Source organism: Micromonospora sp. WMMC264, from assembly GCF_027497275.1.
Taxonomy (GTDB): Bacteria; Actinomycetota; Actinomycetes; order Mycobacteriales; family Micromonosporaceae; genus Micromonospora; species Micromonospora chalcea.
On sequence record NZ_CP114907.1, the window covers coordinates 1,507,083 to 1,525,160 of the forward strand.

Consider the following 18,078-nt stretch of genomic DNA (forward strand, 5'->3'; position numbering starts at 1 on the left):
CTCCATGGAGAGCTATGGTTTTCCCACGTCGGCCGGGCAATCATGGGCTCATGTCCGCGCCGGCCCCGCCGTGGCTCACAGTCGATCGGGCCGTGGTCAGCATCGCGCTGGTGTACCCGATGCGCGGGCCGGCGGGAATGTTCGGCCCGACCTGCGAACTCTGCGCCCAGCTCGCGGTCGAGGAGATCAACGCCGGTGGCGGGGTGCTGGGCCGCGAGGTGCGGCTGGTGCCGGTCGACGGTGGCGCCCCGCCGGCTGAGGTGGCCGCCCAGGTGGAGGCGCTGGTGTCGGTGGGCGCCGTGCAGGGCGTGACCGGCTGGCACATCTCCTCGGTGCGGCAGGCGCTCGCGCCCCGGGTCGCGCACCGCGTGCCGTACGTCTACACCGCCCTGTACGAGGGCGGTGAGCGTACCGAAGGGGTCTATCTGACCAGCGAGACGCCGGACGCTCAGCTGTGGCCCGCGATGCGGCTGCTCGCGGGGGAGCAGGGCGCGCGCCGCTGGTTCGTGGTCGGCAACGACTACGTGTGGCCCCGGCGCACCGCGCGGGCGGCCCAGCGGTACGCGCTGCGCGGCGGTGGTCGCGTGGTGGGGCAGGCGTTCCTGCCGTTGGAGACACACGACTTCGACGACGTGTTGCGCCGGATCGAGCGCAGCGAGGCCGACGCGGTGGTGATGCTGCTCGTCGGCGCGGACGCGGTGCGGTTCAACCGGGCGTTCGCGCGTGCCGCGATGGACCAGCGCTGCCTGCGGCTGAGTACCCTGATGGACGAGAACATGCTGCTGGCCAGCGGGGCGGGCGCGACGCGGCGGCTCTACAGCACGGCGGGCTTCTTCGCCGGCCTCGTGACGCCGGAGAACCTCGACTTCCACGGCGAGTTCGCCCGCCGGTTCGGGGTGGAGGCGCCGCCGCTGGGCAGCCTGGGGGAGTCCTGCTACGAGGGCGTGATGCTGCTCGCCGCGCTGATCGGGCAGGCCCGCACCCTCGACGTGCGGGCGATCGAGACGGCTGCCGACACGGTGGCGTACCACGGGCCGCGCGGCCGGCTGCAGCTGCGTCGACGGCACGTGCGCCAGCGGATCTACCTCGCCGAGGCAGACGGTCTCGACTTCACAGTGCTCGCCCAGCTCTGACCGCCCGGGACCGGCCCTTGACACGTCCACCCGGCCCGGCCCTAAGATACTTCCTGCGTGAAGTATCTACCCCAGGGGTGGATACCGCGAATGTCTGTCCACCGTCGGCGGAATCTGTCCGCCGACCATTGTGGTGGCGCAATTCTTCACCGAATTCATCACGGCTGACACCGCCTCGCACGGGGCGGTGTCAGCCGTTGCGGCGTGCGTTCTCTCCGGGTTTCCGGGAAACAGTCAATTAAGGACCGGGAAACGTCCGCGCAATCATGCCGGTCAACGCTTTGCGTGCCCATAGCCGATGCGATGACCACAGGCGACGTCCACCCGTCGACCCCGGCATCGCCAACTCCACCGGACCGCACCGACCGTCCTTTCGCTACTTGAGCGCACCGCAGGGAGATTAGATGTCACTTCTTTGGGGCCGCCGCATCCTGGCGGGGGCCATGACCCTCGTCGCCGCGGTCGCCGTGACCGCGTGCGGCAGCAAGACCAGTGACGAGGGCGGCGCGGCCGGCGTCACCGCCGACGTCTCCGGCGACACCGTCAAGGTGGGCCTGCTCAACTCGCTCTCCGGCACCATGGCGATCAGCGAGGTCACCGTCCGCGACTCCATCATGCTCGCCGTCGAGGAGATCAACGCGGCCGGCGGCGTCCTCGGCAAGAAGATCCAGCCGATCGGGGAGGACGGCGCCTCGGACTGGCCCACCTTCGCGGAGAAGGCCGAGAAGCTGATCTCCGAGGACCGGGTCGCGGCCGTTTTCGGGTGCTGGACGTCGGCCAGCCGCAAGGCGGTCAAGCCGGTGTTCGAGAAGAACAAGGCGCTGCTGTTCTACCCGGTGCAGTACGAGGGCCTGGAACAGTCGCCCTACATCTTCTACACGGGCGCGACGACAAACCAGCAGATCGTCCCCGGGCTCGACTACCTCAAGGCCCAGGGAACGAAATCGGTCTACCTGGTCGGCAGCGACTACGTCTTCCCGCGAACGGCGAACAAAATCATCAAGGCGTACGCGGCGGCGAACGGCATGACTGTGGTCGGTGAGGATTACGCGCCGCTCGGGTCCACCGAATTCGGCACGATCGTCAACAAGGTCAGGTCGTCCGGCGCGAAGGCGGTCTTCAACACCCTCAACGGCGACAGCAACGTGGCGTTCTTCAAGGAGTACAAGTCGGCCGGGCTCACCGCCGCCGCGATGCCTGTGGTGTCGGTGTCCATCGCCGAGGAGGAGGTCAAGAGCATCGGCACCCAGTACCTGGAGGGTCAGCTGACCGCCTGGAACTACTACCAGACCACGCCCGGCGCGGCGAACGGCAAGTTCGTGGCCGCGTACAAGGCGAAGTACGGCGCGGACAAGCCGACGAGCGACCCGATGGAGGCCGCCTATGTCAGCGTCTACCTGTGGAAGGCGATGGTCGAGAAGGCCGGCGCGTTCGACGTCGAGAAGGTCCGTGGCGCCTCCGACGGCATCACCTTCGAGGCGCCGGAGGGCCTGGTCACCGTCGACGGCAAGACCCAGCACATCGCCAAGACCGCCCGCATCGGCAAGGTCGGCGCGGACGGCCTGATCACCGAGGTGTGGAACTCCGGCAAGCCGATCGCGCCGGACCCGTACCTGAAGACCTATCCGTGGGCGAGCGGCCTGAGCTGACGACGCCGGCCCCGGGCGGGGTGGCCCCGCCCGGGGTTTCGACCAGCAGTACGGGAGTACCCACCGTGACAGTCCTCTTCGGTCAACTCTTCACCGGCATCAGCATCGGCGCGGTGCTGCTGCTCATCGCGCTCGGGCTGGCGCTGACCTTCGGCCAGATGAACGTCATCAACATGGCGCACGGCGAGTTCATCATGGCCGGCGCGTACACCACGTACGTGCTGCAACAGAGCATCACCGGCGCCGGCCTGTCGCTGCTGGTCGCGCTGCCGGTGGCGTTCGTGGTCGCCGGCACGATGGGGGTGCTGCTGGAGATCCTGCTGATCCGCCGGCTCTACGCCCGTCCGCTGGACACCCTGCTGGTCACCTGGGGCGTGTCCCTGATGCTGCAACAGCTCGCGCGGGACATCTTCGGCAGTCCGAACGTGCAGACCCGCGCGCCGGATCTGCTCACCGGCAACGTGGCGGTGCCCGGCGGGCTGACGGTCGCCAACAACCGGCTGTTCATCCTGGCCCTGGCCCTGGCCGCCGTCGCCGCCCTCACGCTGGCGCTGCGGTTCACCCCGCTCGGACGCCGGATCCGCGCGGTCGTGCAGAACCGCGACCTCGCCGCGGTGTCCGGCATCCCCACCGCGCGGGTCGACCGGACGACCTTCTTCCTCGGCTCGGGCCTGGCCGGGCTCGCCGGGGTGGCGCTCACCCTGCTCGGCCCGATCGGCCCGACCATGGGCACCAACCTGATCATCGACGCCTTCCTGGTCGTCGTGGTCGGCGGGATCGGTCAGCTCAAGGGCAGCGTGATCGTCGCCTTCGCCCTCGGGGTCCTCCAGGCCACCGGGGAGTACCTCACGACCCTCAGCGTCGCCAAGGTGATCGTCTTCGTGGCGATCGTCGCGTTCCTCCAGTGGCGGCCACAGGGCCTGTTCACCCTGCGGACCAGGAGCCTCGCATGACCGCCGTGACACCCGCGCCGCCGAGCACCGCCGGCGCACCGGCCCCGGACGACATCGCCCCTGCGAGCCGGTCCGGTGGCCGGTCCCGGCTGCGCGCGGCGGCGGGGTTCGCGTTCGGCGCGGCGCTGCTGTTCGCCGTCGCGCCGCTGGCGCTGTCGGACTTCCGGCTGGCCCTGCTCGCCAAGTACCTCTGCGTCGCCATGGTGGCCGTCGGCATCGGCATCGCCTGGGGGCGCGGCGGCATGCTCACCCTCGGCCAGGGCGTCTTCTTCGGCCTGGGCGGCTACGCGATGGCCATGCACCTCAAGCTCGCCGACGCGGGTCCCGGTGGGATGCCCGACTTCATGCAGCTGTACGGGCAGCTCGACGAACTACCGGTCTGGTGGCGGCCGTTCGCCAGCCCGTGGTTCGCGCTGCCGGCCGCGGTGCTGCTGCCGATGGCCGTCGCGTTCGGGCTCGGCTCACTGGTGTTCCGCCGCCGGGTGCGGGGCGCGTACTTCGCCATCCTCAGCCAGGCGCTCGCCGCCGCCATGGTGATCCTGTTGATCGGCCAGCAGGGGACCACCGGCGGCACCAACGGGCTCACCGACATCCAGGGCTTCTTCGGTTACGACCTGGACGACCCGGTCAACCAGCGGATGGTCTACTTCATCATCGCCGGCGTCCTGCTCGCGCTGCTCGCGCTGGCCCGCCAGATCGTCCACAGCCGCTACGGGGAACTGCTGGTGGCGGTGCGGGACAGCGAGGAGCGGGTCCGCTTCCTCGGCTACGACCCGGCGTCGGTCAAGCTCGTCGCCTACGTGGTGGCGGCGGGTATGGCGGGCCTCGCCGGCGCGCTGTTCGTGCCGGCGGTGGGCATCATCTCGCCCGCCCTCATCGGCATCGTCCCGTCGATCGAGTTCGTCATCGGTGTGGCGGTGGGCGGCCGGGCCACGCTGCTCGGGCCGGTGCTCGGCGCGGTGGCGGTCGCCTGGGCGCGTACCGCCCTCTCCGAACGTTTCCCGGGCACCTGGACGTACCTGCAGGGTCTGCTCTTCGTGGTGGTCGTGGCGTTCCTTCCCGGCGGCCTGGCGTCGCTGTGGGCGCTGGCCCGCCGCCGCGCCGAGCGGGCGGAGGTGCACCCGTGAGCGACGACCGGCTGGACGGGCTGTCCGTCCGTGACGTGCGGGTCAGCTTCGACGGCTTCACCGCCGTCGACGGCGTCTCGCTGGAGGTGCCCGCCGGTGACATCCGGTTCCTGATCGGGCCGAACGGCGCCGGCAAGACCACCCTTGTCGACGCGATCACCGGTCTGGTGCGGGCCACCGGCTCGGTGCGCTTCGGCGACCAGGAGCTGCTGGGTCGCCCGGTGCACCGGATCAGCCGGCTCGGCGTCGGCCGGACGTTCCAGACGTCGACCGTCTTCGAGGAGCTGTCGGTCGTGCAGAACCTCGACATCGCCGCGGGCGCCCGCCGGAGCTGGGCCACCCTGGCCCGGCGCCGGCGGGGGATCCCCGACGAGGTGGCCGCCGCGCTGGAGACCATCGGGCTGGCCGGCCGGGCCGACCAGCTCGCCGGCACGCTCGCGCACGGCCAGAAGCAGTGGCTGGAGATCGGCATGCTGCTGGTGCAGGACGCGCGGCTGCTGCTGCTCGACGAGCCGGTCGCCGGGATGAGCCACGAGGAGCGCGACGCCACGGGCGCCCTGCTGGAGACGGTGAGCCGGGACCGCACGGTGGTGGTGATCGAGCACGACATGGACTTCCTGCGTCGCTTCGCGCGCAGCGTCACCGTGCTGCACGCGGGGAGGGTGCTCAGCGAGGGCACCGTGGCGCAGGTCCAGGCGGACCCGCGCGTGCAGGAGGTCTACCTCGGCCACCCGGTCGACGCCGGGTCGGTCCCCAGCCCTCTGGAGGCATGATGCTGACCCTGCGTGGGGTGCACGCCGGATACGGGCGTTCCCGGGTGCTGCACGGCGTGGACCTCGCCGTCCCGCCCGACGGGGTGGCCTCGGTGCTCGGGCACAACGGCGCCGGCAAGAGCACCCTGCTGCGGGTCGCGGCGGGCCTGCTGCGCCCGAGCGCCGGCACCGTCGAGCTGGACGGCGAGGACGTCACCCGTCTCGCGCCGCACGAGCGGGTGGCGCGTGGCATGGCGTACGTCCCGCAGGGCCAGCAGTGCTTCCCGCACCTGACGGCGGCGGAGAACCTGCGCCTCGTCGCCGACGCCCGGCGCGACGGCGCGGTGGCGACGGCGGAGGCGCTGGACCTGTTCCCGGCGCTGCGTCCCCTGCTGCGGCGGCGGGCCGGGCTCCTCTCCGGCGGCCAGCGTCAGCAACTCGCCATCGCCCGCGCGTTGATCACCCGGCCCCGGCTGCTCATGCTCGACGAGCCGACCGAGGGTATCCAGCCGTCGGTGGTCGCCGAGATCCAGGAGCGGATCGTCGAGCTGACCCGGCAGTCCGGCTTCAGCGTGCTGCTCGTCGAGCAGCATCTCGGGTTCGCGCTGCGGGTGGCGAACCGCTATCACGTCCTCGAATCCGGCCGGGTCACCTCGCACGGCGACGGGGGAGTGACGGCGGAGCGGGAGGTACGGGCGGCTCTCGCGGTCTGATCCGGGACGGGTCCGATTTACATTGACGGCGGTCTTTACTAAGATCGTGGCTGGGAGTCGCCAAGCGCTGCTGGGCAGCAGTGCCGTCCACCTGGTGGGCGGCTTGAATCGATCGGCGTCACCTTCTCCGGGGTGGGCACCCAGCGAGGGCCACTGGGCGTCGGCGCATCCACTGGAGCATCATGAAAATCTCACGGACAGCACGCCGTCTGGGACTGGCCGCGGCCGCAGTTCTCGTCGCCTCGTTCACGATGGTCGTGGTCAACCAGGCCGGTCCGGCCTCGGCGCACGGATCGGTCACCAACCCGCCGTCACGCAACTACGGATGTTACGAGCGCTGGGGTTCCGACCACCTCAACCCCACGATGGCCCAGACCGACCCGATGTGCTGGCAGGCGTGGCAGGCCAACCCGAACACCATGTGGAACTGGAACGGCCTGTACCGCGAGAACGTCGGCGGCAACCACCAGGCCGCCGTGCCGGACGGGCAGCTGTGCAGCGGTGGTCGCACCCAGAACGGCCTGTACGCCTCGCTCGACGCGGTCGGCGCCTGGACCGCGAAGTCGATGCCGAACAACTTCACGCTGACGCTGACCGACGGCGCCAAGCACGGTGCCGACTACATGTTGATCTACATCACCAAGCAGGGTTTCGACCCGACCACCCAGCCCCTCACCTGGAACAGCCTCGAACTGGTGCTGCGCACCGGCAGCTACCCGACCACCGGGCTCTACGAGGCGCAGGTGAACGCGGGCAACCGCACCGGGCGGCACGTCGTCTACACCATCTGGCAGGCGTCCCACCTCGACCAGCCGTACTACCTCTGCAGTGACGTGATCTTCGGCGGCGGCAACAACCCGCCGCCGACGACCCCGCCGCCGACCACGGCGCCGCCCACCACCCCGCCGCCCACCACGGCGCCGCCCACCACGCCGCCGCCGGCCGGCAACGGCGCCTGCACCGCCACCTACCGCAAGACCAGCGAGTGGTCCGGTGGCTTCGGTGCCGATGTCACCGTCCAGGCCGGCAACGCCGCCATCTCCGGATGGACTGTGGCGTGGACCTGGCCCAACGGCCAGAGCATCACCAACGCCTGGAACGCGACGGTCACCTCCAGCGGCTCGTCGGTCTCCGCGTCGAACGTCGCCTACAACGGTTCCCTGAGCGCCAACGCCAGTACCAGCTTCGGCTTCAACGCCTCCTGGAACGGCACCAACTCCGCACCCACCCTCACCTGCACCGCCCGGTAACAGCGTCTGCGGTGGGGTGGCGCGGCACGCGCCACCCCACCGCCGGCAGGGCCCTGCGCCAGCATCAGGAACCGCGACGAGGTGAGGAACGACAATGATTTCCCGGGTAGGCGTCGGCGGCTGGTACCGAAGCGTCTTCGTGTGGATCGAGGTGTGCCTGCTTGCCGCGTCGCTCGGTGTGGCCGCCCTGGTCACCTCGACCACCCCGAGGACGGACCCGGCAGTTCTCCGCCAGGAGATCCTGACCCGGATGCGTACGACCCTCGAGCAGGCGGACCCGAAAGATCATCAGCACGCCGGGCACACCGCCCCACAGGCGCCGGCCGGAGAGCAGGCGCCGCCGGCGATCGTCTGCGGAGTCCATGTCTACGGTTACGAGCCCACCGAGGCCGCCACACTGGCCGACGTCGAGACGGTCTACGGCTTCCACCTCTGCGGCGTAGCCGAACAGAAGCGCCACTGGGACGGGGCAGTCAAGCTCGTCGGCCCGGTGATCATGGACATGACCACCCAACCTCCCGGCATTCAGGTGGTCGAGGCGACCGCCGACGTCAGGTTCGTCGACCGGCTACGGGAGATGTTCCCCGACAAGTACGAGGAACTGGCGCTCAGGGAGGCGTTGCCCGCATCGGAGATGGCCGACCTGCGACGCCGGTACGACGCCGCCGCCGGCCTCTGACCACGCCGGACGGCCGACACCCGCCGGCGGGCAAGCGGCCTGGCCGGCAGCAGATCGTCACCGGAGGGGATGCTCTCCTTCCGCCGTCTGTGGCAGCTGTTGCGCCGGTTCACGCCCGCGGCGGGTCCAAAAAGCGTTGTGCCAGATCGGCGAGGGTGTCGGCGGTGGTGTCGACGGGCGCGGTCGGCAGCACGATGTGGCTGACGACCAGTCGCGCGAGGGATTCGGCGCCGACGGTGACGTCATCGGCCGGCACCCGGGGCAGGTGCGTGCCCGCCCACTCTCTCAGCACCGTGACGGCGGCGGCCAGGGCCAGGTCGGCGCGGGTGGTCAGGTAGGGGAGCAGGGCGTCGGTGCCTCGGGCGCTGTTGAGGACGGTTTTGACCAGCGGGTCGGTGCCGGCCTGCGTCAACACGAACGTGACAGCGGCATGGACGGCGGCCCGCACGTCGCCGCCGTGTGCGGACAACGCCTCCCGCACGCCGTCCGTGAACCGGTCGATCTCGCGGTGTGCGATGGCCTCGCCGAGTCCGGCCTTGTTGGTGAACTCGTTGTAGAGCGTCTGCCTGCTCACGCCCACGCGGGCCGCCACGTCGGCCATTCGTACCGCGTCCCAGCCGCGGTCGATCGCCAGGTCGCGGCCGGCCTTGAGGACCGCGTCGCGCAGGTGGCGGCGCGCGGTGTGGCGATAAGGCGGAGGGTCGACCATGGTGCGCCGAGTCTATCGACTGGACACATACGCCTTGCATGCCCACCAAATTTACGCGGGGCCAGATATTGTCAAGCATGGGTATCCGTGTGACAGTCGACGCAGCGCTCGACACTCCGGAGGCGGCACATGCAGACCTCGATCGATGCTCCAGCGGTCGCCGCCGGTTGGCATGACGGCAAGAAGCACCTGTGGCCACTGGCTCTTCTCGTGCCGGTGCTGCCGTTCCTGGCGTACGCGTTGTGGCAGGCCGGTGCGGGACCCGCTGCCTGGTGGCTCACCCCGGCGGTGGTCTTCGGACTCATCCCGGTCATCGACGTGCTGCTCGGTGACGACGGGGAGAACCCGCCCGACGACGTCGCCCGGCGGTTGCAGGAGGTCCGTTACTACCGCTGGATCACGTTCCTGTTCCTGCCGGCGCAGTACGCCGCCCTGCTGCTCGGAGCATGGGTCTGGACGCGTGGCGGCCTCGGTCTCGCCGGCGCCGCCGGCCTGGTCGCCACCATCGGAATCGTCAACGGACTGGCCATCAACACCGCACACGAGCTCGGCCACAAGCGCGAAACGGTCGAGCGGTGGATGTCGAAGATCGCGCTCGCGCCCACCGGGTACGGCCACTTCTACGTCGAGCACAACCGCGGACACCATGTCCGTGTCGCCACACCGGAGGATCCGGCCAGCGCCAGGCTGGGGGAGAGCTTCTACTCGTTCTGGCCACGTACGGTCTGGGGCAGCCTCATCTCGGCGTGGCGGCTGGAGACCGGCCGCTTCCGGCTGCGGCACAAGAGTCCGTGGACGCTGCGCAACAACCTGCTCAACGCCGGGCTCATGACCGTCGTGCTCTTCGCCCTGCTGATCGCGGTGTTCGGGTGGCGGCTCGTGCCCTTTCTGCTCCTACAGGCGATCGTCGGCTTCTCGCTGCTGGAAGCGGTCAACTATCTCGAGCATTACGGACTGTGCCGCCGGCGCACAGCCACCGGCCGCTTCGAGAAGGTCGACCCACGACACAGCTGGAACAGCGACCGCGTCGTCACCAACGTGTTCCTCTTCCAGCTGCAACGCCACAGCGACCACCACGCCAACCCGCTGCGCCGCTACCAGACGCTGCGCAGCTTCGACGTCTCGCCGCGGCTGCCCGGAGGCTACGCCTCGATGGTGTTGCTCGCTCTCGTTCCGCCGCTGTGGTACCGGGTGATGAACCCACGGGTTCTGGCGCACTACGGCGGCGACCTGAACCTCGCCAATCGCAACCCCCGCGCCGAGGCCCGACTGCGGCGCCGCTACTAGACCTCGGCCCTGCGCCGCGAATTGCGAGCACCCTTCTTATTTGCATCGACCGGGATTACGCTCTGGGCCAGTCCTGAGGTGGATCACATCGGAGGTTCCTATGAGGAGAATGACCATCCGTCGCACTTCTGCGCTCCGCCTGGTGTCGGGCGCACGCCGGCTGTGGATCGAGTGGTGCTGGTAACTGCCGGTCCGGCGGGCGCTTCCGGGCGCCCGCCCCTGCGGCGGTGGGCCCTGCGGTGACCGGCGGGCCGGAACGTTACGACTGCCACCGCGACCACGGGCCGTACGCCGGGGTCTCGGTCTTTCTGGGTCGGGTCGCCGCCGACCGGCCCCGCCTGGCGGCCCGGCACGCGGTCGAACTGCGCGCGATCGCCCCCCGGCTCGATCCGGCGGCCCGGCCGGCCGCCGAGGAGGAGCCGATCCGCTTCCACCCCGCCCGCCGTACCGCCTGCCTTGCCTACGGCGCGGCGGAGCTGGTGGCGGCCTGGGCCGGCACGCTCCGGCGGCCGGTGACCGTCCGGTTCGATCACGTCGCCAGCGCCGACGAGACGACCACCGAGCTGCTGGACGCGCTGGCCCGCCGGCTCGGGCCTTCCCCGGTGCGCCTCGACCTGCGCGACGAGGGCGCCCCCGACCCGGCGCCCGACGGGCGCACCCCGCAGGCGCTGCGGCGGGCCCTGGGCGACAGCCTGGCCCGCGGCTACTACCACCACGCGGCCCGGGTCGCCCGGCGCGGGCGGGCGACGGTCACCCCCGACGGCGACCTGCGGCACTGGTGGGCGTTCACCACCGGCCTGGCCACCGCCCTGGCAGCCCTGAACCGGGCCGCCGAGGCGCTCGACCTCTACGACGAGGCGCGGGCCGTCACCGACGATCCGAAGATCACGATGTCGGCGGCGTACGCCACCGCCATGCTGCACGCCCGGCACCTGCCGGTGGCCGAGCAGGACCCGGCGCTGGCCCGGCAGTGGCTGGAGCGGGCGCTGTACCTCGCCGCCGAGCTGGCCGACCCACGCCAGCGGCTGTTGTCGACGGTCTTCTACGAGCAGGGCCTGGCGCTGCTGGACAGCCGGGCCGGCCGGCCCGACCGCGCGCTGCGGCTCGTCGACGACGGACTGGCCCGGCTGACGGCCGCTCTCGGGCCCGGCGAACGCCCGCAGGACCTGGCCCGGCTGCGCCACAACCGGGCGCAGGTTCACCTCGCGCTGGGCGACCCGGCGCGGGCGTTGGCCGACCTGGACACCGTGATCGCGCACGACCCGGACAACTGCGAGTACTACGTGGACCGCGCCGCCCTCTACCGGGCGGCGGGCCGGACCCGGGCCGCGATCAGGGACTACGACGCCGCCATCCGGCTGGGACCGCACCTGCCCGAGGCGTACTACAACCGGGCCGTGCTCCACCAGGAGCGGGGCCGCCCCGAGCGGGCGCGCGCCGACCTGGAGCGGGTGCTCGCCATCGAACCCGGGCACCTCGACGCCCGGATCGCCCTGGTCAACCTGCACGTGGAGCGCGGCGAGCTCGACGCCGCCGAGGCCGGCGCACGGGCCGGGCTGGCCGGCGCTCCGTACGAGCCCGCGCTGCTGTGCACCCTGGGCCTGGTTCTCGCCGAGCGCGGCCGGCCCGCCGAGGCCGACGAACTGCTCACCCGGGCCCTGAGCGGGGACCCCGAGCTGGTGGAGGCGTGGACGAACCGGGCCGCCGCCCGGTTCGAACGCGGCGACGTGGCCGCCGCGCTCGCCGACCTGAACCGGGCGGTGGCGCTGTCGGAGGCCCCCGTGCCGCGCTACAACCGGGGCACGGCCCTGACCCGGCTGGGCCGGTGGGACGAGGCGGCCCGCGACTTCGCCCATGCGCTCGCCCAGCCCGGCCTGGACCGGGCCCTGCGCCGGGATCTGCGCGCGGAACTCGCCCGCTGTCGCCGGGCGCTGGCCGGCTGACCCGGCCGGGCGTAGCTCGGGAGACGGTCGAAGACGCGCGGATCGCCACTGCAGCTCCGGCCCCGCCCACGATCGCCCCCCGTCGCCGGCGTTCACAGAAGCCGGCGCCGGGTCAGGAGCCGGAAGGCCAGATATCCCGGCGGTACCGGGAGCCAGAACGTCGCGAGACGGTAGATCAGGGTGCCCGCGACGGCGGCGTCCAGTGGCACTCCGTAGAGCAGCAGACCGGAGACGAGCGCGGCTTCGGTGGCGCCGAGCCCGCCGGGGGTGGGCGCGGCGGACGAGACACCCTCGCCGACGAGGCAGACCAGGATCACCGGGGGCAGGTGGGCCAGCGGGACCGGGCCGGCGGCGATCAGCGCGACGTAGAGACAGAGGCCATAGGTGAGGGTGAGCGCCGTCGACGCGACGACGAGCCACCGCAGCCCGTGCTGGTGGCGCAGTTCGCGCAGCGCGGTCACGACCTGGCCGGCCGCGGCGCGTCCACGCCGCCGGACCCGGGGTACGGCGAGCACGCCGGCGAGGACCAGCAGCACGGCCAGGGCGCCCAGTAGCAGCGGCAGTGCCCTGGCCGCGTCGTGGGTGAGGATGCGGGCGGGCTGGCGTGCGAACGGCAGCAGCACCGGCAGCAGCAGCACGACGGACACCACGCCGGCGGCGCGGGAGACGGCCACGGCGGTGCCCGCGTCAGCGGCGACGAGTCCCTTCTGGTGCAGGTAACGCAGGCTGAGCGCGGCGCCGCCGAGGCTGCCGGGCGCCAGCCGGTTGGCGAACGACGCGGCCACCTGCACCAGGGTGGCCTCGCCCAGCGGGACCCGGCCGGCCGTGGCCAACCGGAGCACGAGACCGCTGAGCAGGTAGGTCAGAGCGGAGCCGAGCAGCGTCGCGGCGACCGCTACCGGGTTGGCGTGCACGATCAGCCCCAGGGCGGTGCGGATCTCGCCGAGCTGGGGGAGCAGCAGGTGCACGACCAACCCCAGGACCAGCAGCTCCAGGACGGTGCGGCGGCTGATCCGGACCACCTTCGCCGCCGGGCGGTCGCGGTCCGGGCTGCGTCGCAGGATCTCCTGGCGAAGGCTGTCGAGCATGCCGGGCCGGGCGCGCAGGGCGGTCCGGCCGGCGCGGGACAGCACCGCGGGTTGCAGGAACGGCACGCTGTCCGCGACCGCCGCGACACCCAGGCGGTCGATCGCCGCATCGACCACGCCGGCCGGGTCGACCCGGCCGGCCAGGGCGACCATCAGCTCGACGACGTCGCGGGCCCGCTGCTCGGCCGAGGCGTCGTCGGCGCCGAAGCCCAGGTCCACCAGGTAGACGTGGTCCCGGCCGACGAGCACATTCGCGGCCCGCAGGTCCCGGTGCGCGATGCCCACCCGGTGCAGACGCGCCACCTGGTCCCAGGCGTCGCGTACGGCGGCAAGCGGGACCGGCCCGACGACGGCGTCCAGCGGGGCGGCGTCGATGAACTCCTGCACCAGCACGGCGTCGCCGCCGGGCGCGGCGGCGGTCGTGACGACGGCCGGTATCCGCACGCCGGCACGCGCGGCGAGCAGGGTCAGACAGGTCTCGTGTTCGCTCTGCTGCCGTGCGCTCAGGTACGGCGGCGCGTCGGCCACGTGGCGGTAGCGCATCCGCCGGTAGAGCTTGTAGACCCAGTCCGCGTCGCGTTGCTCGCCACCGGTCACCTTGACGAACAGTCGCCGACCGCCGGTGGTGACCGCCTGCCACGGCTGCGAGCCACGGGCGTCGCCGTGGATCGGCGCCAACCATGCCACCTCGATCCCGCGCCGCCGCAGCGTCGCCCGCAGTGCGGGCACCGACCGTTGCGGCCCGACCTCGCCGACCACGAGTCGGGCCAGACACACCGCGAGCCAGCCGACGAGGACACCGCCGGCCACATCGATCGGCAGATGCGCTCCGACGTGGATCCGCGCGACGGCGACCAGCCCGATCACCACCCAGGCGGCGCGGCGCCACCGGGGGCCGCCGGCCCGCGCGGCGACGAGCGCCAGGGCGGTGGCGACCGCGACGTGTCCCGACGGGTACCCGAGGCGTCCGGTGATCGTCTCGCGCAGGACCACGTCGGTGAACAGCGCCGCGGGCCGCTGCCGGGCGACCGCGGCCTTGACGGCTGCCGCGAGCCAGTACGCTAGATTCCCGGCCAGCAGGAGAGTCCACGCGGCGCCGATGCGGCGTGCGATGACGGCTGCTGCGGCGGCGACGAACACCGCCGGGTACGAGCCGAGCTGCATGACCAGGACCAGGACCGGGGTCAGCCCGGCCGGAAGGTGGTTGAGCAGGGTGAACAGGTCCTGCTCCCAGCGAGGCACCCGGTGGCTGCGTACGGCCGCGCTGAGCGCCGCCAGAAGGCACGCCGAGACGGTCAGGCTGACCAGCAACGCCGGCGACGGGCGATGCGTACGCGCTCCCACCGGTCCTCGGCCGCCCCTCGTCCGGCACCGTCCCTGCCGTCGACCCGAACCCTACGTTTCGTCCGCCCGCGGGAGGCGCTTCTCTCTCACCGGCCACTCTCCGGGGCGACAATCATCGGGTGGACAGGATCCTGGCGGTGCTCGTGGGGCTGCCGCCGCTGCTCGTCCTGACCCTGGTGATCGTCCTGCCGGCCCTGGAGTCCTCGACGCTGCTCGGGCTGGTCGTACCGGGTGAGACAGCGATCCTGATCGGCGGGCTGGTGGCCCACGGTGGCGCGCTGCCGCTGTGGGCGGTGGTGGCCGCCGGGGCGGCCGGGGCCTGCCTCGGTGACCAGGCCGGGTACGCCCTCGGCCGCCGGTACGGCGCGGGTGTGCTCGCCCGCGCCCCGCGAGTGCTGCGCCGGCGCCTCGACATCGCGCGGGCCCGCCGCCTGGTCGCCCGCCGCGGGGCGTGGGCGGTGCTCATCGGACGCTGGGTGGCGGTGCTGCGCGCCGTGGTTCCCATGATCGCCGGCGCAGGTGGGATGCGGTGGCCGGTGTTCCTGCGGGCGAACCTGGCCGGCGGCCTGGTGTGGGCGACGGCCGTGGCGCTGCTGGGCTACCTGGGCGCCGCCTCCTACCGCTATCTGGAACGGGAACTGGGCATCGGGGAGTGGGCGCTGCTGGCCCTGATCGGCGTCGGCGTGGCGCTGCGGGCGTGGCAGAGGGCACGGCGCGAACCGGCCGACGGTGAGCGGGCAGGCCAATCACCCGCGCGCGGTGGGGCGGATCGGTAGCGTCACTCGTGGGGGTGGCCGGCGACCGCGGAGTGCGCAGTGGGGCGAGCAGACGACGGGCGCGCGGCGTTCTGGGCCGGGCCGCTGCCGCAGGCCGTGGCCGCCGTCGGAGCCTCCACGGCCGGGCTCACCGGTGAACGCGCCGCCGCCCTGCTGCGCGAGCACGGGCCCAACCGGGTCGACGCGGGCGCCAGGCGGGGCTGGCGGCTCCTGCTGTCGCAGTTCACCAGCCCGATCATCCTGATCCTGATTGCCGCGACCCTGCTGTCGATGGCCGTCGGGGATCTGATCGACGGCACCATCATCCTGGCCATCGTCGCGGCCAGCGGTGGCCTCGGCTTCTGGCAGGAACACGCCGCCGGGCGGGCCGTCGACGCGTTGCAGGCCCGGGTCCGGGTGGACACCGAGGTGATCCGCGACGGGCGTGAGGTGTCCGTACCGGTCGAGGAGGTCGTCGTCGGCGACCTCGTGGTGCTGCGCGCCGGGGACGTCGTCCCGGCGGACTGCCGGATCGTTCAGGCGGAACGTCTGCAGGTCGACCAGGCGGTGCTTACCGGCGAGTCGTTCCCGGTACCCAAGTCGGACGACCCGTCGCCGCCGGACGCGGAGCTGACCGCGCGCGGCAACGCGCTGTGGATGGGTACGCACGTGGCCAGCGGCACCGCGCGCGCGGTGGTGATGCGCACCGGCCGCGACAGCACCTTCGGAGCGGTGTCCCGCCGGGTCGCCTCCCGCCCCGCCAGCACCGGCTTCCAACGCGGGCTGACCCGCTTCGGACTGCTGCTCGTGCGGATCATGGTGGTGCTGCTGGTCGGCATCTTCGTCGCCAATCTGCTGCTGCACCGCCCGGTCATCGACTCCCTGCTGTTCTCGCTCGCCCTCGCCGTCGGGCTGACCCCGCAGATGCTGCCGGCGATCGTCGCGGTCAGCCTCTCCGCCGGCGCCCGTGCGATGGCCGCGCACCGGGTCATCGTCAAGCGCCTCGAGGTCATCGAGGACTTCGGCGCCATGACCGTGCTGCTGACCGACAAGACCGGCACCCTCACCGCCGGCACGGTCACCCTCACCGGCTGCCTCTCGGTCGAGGGTGAGCCGGACGCCGAGGTGGCCCGGCTCGCGAGGCTCAACGCCGGCCTCCAGCGTGGATTTCCCAACCCTGTCGACACGGCGATCATGAGGGGGCAACCACCCGCCGACCCGGGCACCCGCATCGCCGAGGCGCCCTACGACTTCACCCGCCAGCGCCTGTCCCTGCTGGTGCGCGACGGAGACGAGCCGATCCTGGTCACCAAGGGTGCGCTACGCGCGGTGCTCGACGTCTGCGCCACCGCACGCACCGCCGCGGGCACGGTACCGCTGGACGAGGTACGCGAGCGGGTCCTGCGACGGTTCGCCGCGCTCAGCGACCAGGGCGACCGGGTGCTGGGCCTCGCCGTGCGAGCCATGCCCGGCGCCACCGCCGTCGCCGTCGCCGACGAACGGGAGATGACGCTGGTCGGGCTGCTCGCCTTCCAGGACCCACCCCGCGCAGACGCCGCCGCCGCCATCCGCCGGCTCGCTGACATGGGCGTCACGGTCCGACTGGTCACCGGCGACAACCGGCACGCCGCCCGGCACGTCGCCGCCAGCGTCGACCTAGCCGGCGAACCGCTCGTCGGCGCCGACCTCGCCGCCTGCCCCGACGACCAGTTGCCGGAGCGGATCGCCGACGTCACCGTGTTCGCCGAGGTGGACCCGCTGCAGAAGGAACGCATCCTGACCGCGCTGCGCCAACGCGGCGACGTCGTCGGGTTTCTCGGCGACGGCATCAACGATGCTCCCGCGCTGCACGCCGCCGACGTCGGCATCTCCGTCGACACCGCTGTCGACGTCGCCAAACAGGCCGCGGCGATCGTGCTGCTCGACAAGAACCTCGACGTGATCGCCGACGGCATCCGCCTCGGCCGCCGCACGTTCACCAACACCTTGAAGTACATCCGGGTCAACACCAGCGCGTCCTTCGGCAACGTCGTCAGCATGAGCATCGCCGCGCTCCTGCTGCCCTTCCTGCCGCTGCTGCCCCGTCAGGTCCTGCTGCTCAACTTCCTCTCCGACATCCCCTACACCACCCTGTCCACCGACTACGCCGATGCCGAGCAGATCCAGCATCCGCGTACCGTCGACGTCCGGACCATCCGCAGGTTCATGCTGGTGTACGGCTCGATCAGCATCGCCGTGGACCTCCTCGTACTCGGCGCCCTGCGCTGGTGGTGGCACGTGTCGACCGACGTCTTCCGCGCCGCCTGGTTCGTCCAGTTCACCGCCACCGAGATCATCGCGCTGCTGGTGCTGCGCTCCAATCGGAGTTTTCTGCGCAGCCGCCCCTCCGCCGCGCTCGCCGGCACCGGACTGTTGCTCATCACGGTCACCGTCGCGCTGCCCTTCAGCCCACTGTCCGCGCCACTCGGACTCGCCGCGCTCCCGCCGGTGGTGCTGGCGGCCCTCGCCGCGGTCACCCTGGTCAACGTCGCCGCCAACGAGACCGCCAAGCATGTCGTCCCGCCGGACCCGACCGTCGCACGGCGGGTGCCCCGCCCGTGACGGTCTCGCGTCCATCGGTGATCGCCTATTGACAAACAATATTAACAATTAGACCCTGCTGAGAGAGCGCTCTCCCGTCCCTGTCTCCAGCGAGG

14 protein-coding genes are annotated in these 18,078 nt (G+C 71.9%); 12 read left to right on the forward strand and 2 right to left on the reverse strand.

What is annotated here, in order from left to right; all coding sequences use genetic code 11:
* The first annotated feature begins 50 nt into the window (after nucleotides 1–50).
* From O7542_RS06250 to O7542_RS06285, 8 genes are all read left to right on the forward strand, one after another.
* Complete coding sequence (locus O7542_RS06250; RefSeq protein ID WP_043322855.1) at nucleotides 51–1,133, forward strand: substrate-binding domain-containing protein; 1,083 nt, start codon at nucleotides 51–53, stop codon at nucleotides 1,131–1,133.
* A 404-nt stretch (nucleotides 1,134–1,537) separates the two neighbouring features.
* On the forward strand, nucleotides 1,538–2,782 hold the full coding sequence (gene urtA, locus O7542_RS06255) for an urea ABC transporter substrate-binding protein (protein ID WP_043322858.1): 1,245 nt from the start codon (nucleotides 1,538–1,540) through the stop codon (nucleotides 2,780–2,782).
* A gap of 65 nt (nucleotides 2,783–2,847) precedes the next feature.
* Nucleotides 2,848–3,735, forward strand: a complete 888-nt coding sequence (gene urtB, locus O7542_RS06260; RefSeq protein ID WP_043329910.1) for an urea ABC transporter permease subunit UrtB — start codon at nucleotides 2,848–2,850, stop codon at nucleotides 3,733–3,735.
* Nucleotides 3,732–4,862 carry an urea ABC transporter permease subunit UrtC gene (urtC, locus tag O7542_RS06265; RefSeq protein ID WP_281605841.1) on the forward strand — a complete coding sequence of 377 codons (1,131 nt, stop codon included), beginning with the start codon at nucleotides 3,732–3,734 and terminating at the stop codon, nucleotides 4,860–4,862. Before urtB ends, urtC begins: the two co-directional genes overlap by 4 nt.
* On the forward strand, nucleotides 4,859–5,635 hold the full coding sequence (gene urtD, locus O7542_RS06270) for an urea ABC transporter ATP-binding protein UrtD (protein ID WP_082930887.1): 777 nt from the start codon (nucleotides 4,859–4,861) through the stop codon (nucleotides 5,633–5,635). The genes urtC and urtD overlap by 4 nt, the downstream gene beginning before the upstream one ends.
* A complete protein-coding gene (gene urtE, locus O7542_RS06275; protein WP_281605842.1) occupies nucleotides 5,635–6,327 on the forward strand; it encodes an urea ABC transporter ATP-binding subunit UrtE in 693 nt (230 codons plus the stop codon). The genes urtD and urtE overlap by 1 nt, the downstream gene beginning before the upstream one ends.
* A 182-nt stretch (nucleotides 6,328–6,509) precedes the next feature.
* Nucleotides 6,510–7,577, forward strand: coding sequence for a lytic polysaccharide monooxygenase (locus O7542_RS06280; RefSeq protein WP_043322864.1), 1,068 nt, complete (start codon nucleotides 6,510–6,512; stop codon nucleotides 7,575–7,577).
* A gap of 94 nt (nucleotides 7,578–7,671) precedes the next feature.
* Nucleotides 7,672–8,256 (forward strand): hypothetical protein, encoded by a 585-nt coding sequence (locus O7542_RS06285; protein ID WP_281605843.1) that lies wholly within the window; start codon nucleotides 7,672–7,674, stop codon nucleotides 8,254–8,256.
* 109 nt (nucleotides 8,257–8,365) lie between these two features.
* On the opposite strand, the gene O7542_RS06290 is transcribed toward O7542_RS06285, so the two are convergent.
* Nucleotides 8,366–8,965 carry a TetR family transcriptional regulator gene (locus O7542_RS06290; RefSeq protein WP_064445449.1) on the reverse strand — a complete coding sequence of 200 codons (600 nt, stop codon included), beginning with the start codon at nucleotides 8,963–8,965 and terminating at the stop codon, nucleotides 8,366–8,368.
* Nucleotides 8,966–9,094: 129 nt separating this feature from the next.
* On the opposite strand from O7542_RS06290, the gene O7542_RS06295 reads away from it, so the two are divergent.
* Together O7542_RS06295 and O7542_RS06300 are read left to right on the forward strand one after the other, a co-directional pair.
* Nucleotides 9,095–10,252 carry an alkane 1-monooxygenase gene (locus O7542_RS06295; RefSeq protein WP_043322873.1) on the forward strand — a complete coding sequence of 386 codons (1,158 nt, stop codon included), beginning with the start codon at nucleotides 9,095–9,097 and terminating at the stop codon, nucleotides 10,250–10,252.
* A gap of 227 nt (nucleotides 10,253–10,479) precedes the next feature.
* Nucleotides 10,480–12,195 carry a tetratricopeptide repeat protein gene (locus O7542_RS06300; protein WP_281605844.1) on the forward strand — a complete coding sequence of 572 codons (1,716 nt, stop codon included), beginning with the start codon at nucleotides 10,480–10,482 and terminating at the stop codon, nucleotides 12,193–12,195.
* Nucleotides 12,196–12,287: 92 nt separating this feature from the next.
* Here the strand turns inward: O7542_RS06300 and O7542_RS06305 are convergent, their stop codons facing one another.
* Nucleotides 12,288–14,627, reverse strand: a complete 2,340-nt coding sequence (locus O7542_RS06305) for a lysylphosphatidylglycerol synthase domain-containing protein (RefSeq protein WP_210882175.1) — start codon at nucleotides 14,625–14,627, stop codon at nucleotides 12,288–12,290.
* 119 nt (nucleotides 14,628–14,746) lie between these two features.
* Here O7542_RS06305 and O7542_RS06310 point away from each other — a divergent pair, with 119 nt between their 5' ends.
* Both O7542_RS06310 and mgtA read left to right on the forward strand, forming a co-directional pair.
* Entirely contained in the window at nucleotides 14,747–15,403 is a 657-nt protein-coding gene (locus O7542_RS06310; RefSeq protein ID WP_166456141.1) for a DedA family protein, read from the forward strand.
* A 39-nt stretch (nucleotides 15,404–15,442) separates the two neighbouring features.
* On the forward strand, nucleotides 15,443–17,983 hold the full coding sequence (mgtA, locus tag O7542_RS06315; protein ID WP_281605845.1) for a magnesium-translocating P-type ATPase: 2,541 nt from the start codon (nucleotides 15,443–15,445) through the stop codon (nucleotides 17,981–17,983).
* Nucleotides 17,984–18,078: the final 95 nt, after the last annotated feature.

Excerpts from the sequence above, each read along its gene's own strand:
- O7542_RS06250 (WP_043322855.1), top strand. The coding sequence starts at position 51 with ATGTCCGCGCCGGCCCCGCCGTGGCTCACAGTCGATCGGGCCGTGGTC.
- urtA (WP_043322858.1), top strand. The coding sequence starts at position 1,538 with ATGTCACTTCTTTGGGGCCGCCGCATCCTGGCGGGGGCCATGACCCTC.
- urtC (WP_281605841.1), top strand. The coding sequence starts at position 3,732 with ATGACCGCCGTGACACCCGCGCCGCCGAGCACCGCCGGCGCACCGGCC.
- urtE (WP_281605842.1), top strand. The coding sequence starts at position 5,635 with ATGCTGACCCTGCGTGGGGTGCACGCCGGATACGGGCGTTCCCGGGTG.
- O7542_RS06280 (WP_043322864.1), top strand. The coding sequence starts at position 6,510 with ATGAAAATCTCACGGACAGCACGCCGTCTGGGACTGGCCGCGGCCGCA.
- O7542_RS06285 (WP_281605843.1), top strand. The coding sequence starts at position 7,672 with ATGATTTCCCGGGTAGGCGTCGGCGGCTGGTACCGAAGCGTCTTCGTG.
- O7542_RS06290 (WP_064445449.1), bottom strand. The coding sequence starts at position 8,965 with ATGGTCGACCCTCCGCCTTATCGCCACACCGCGCGCCGCCACCTGCGC.
- O7542_RS06295 (WP_043322873.1), top strand. The coding sequence starts at position 9,095 with ATGCAGACCTCGATCGATGCTCCAGCGGTCGCCGCCGGTTGGCATGAC.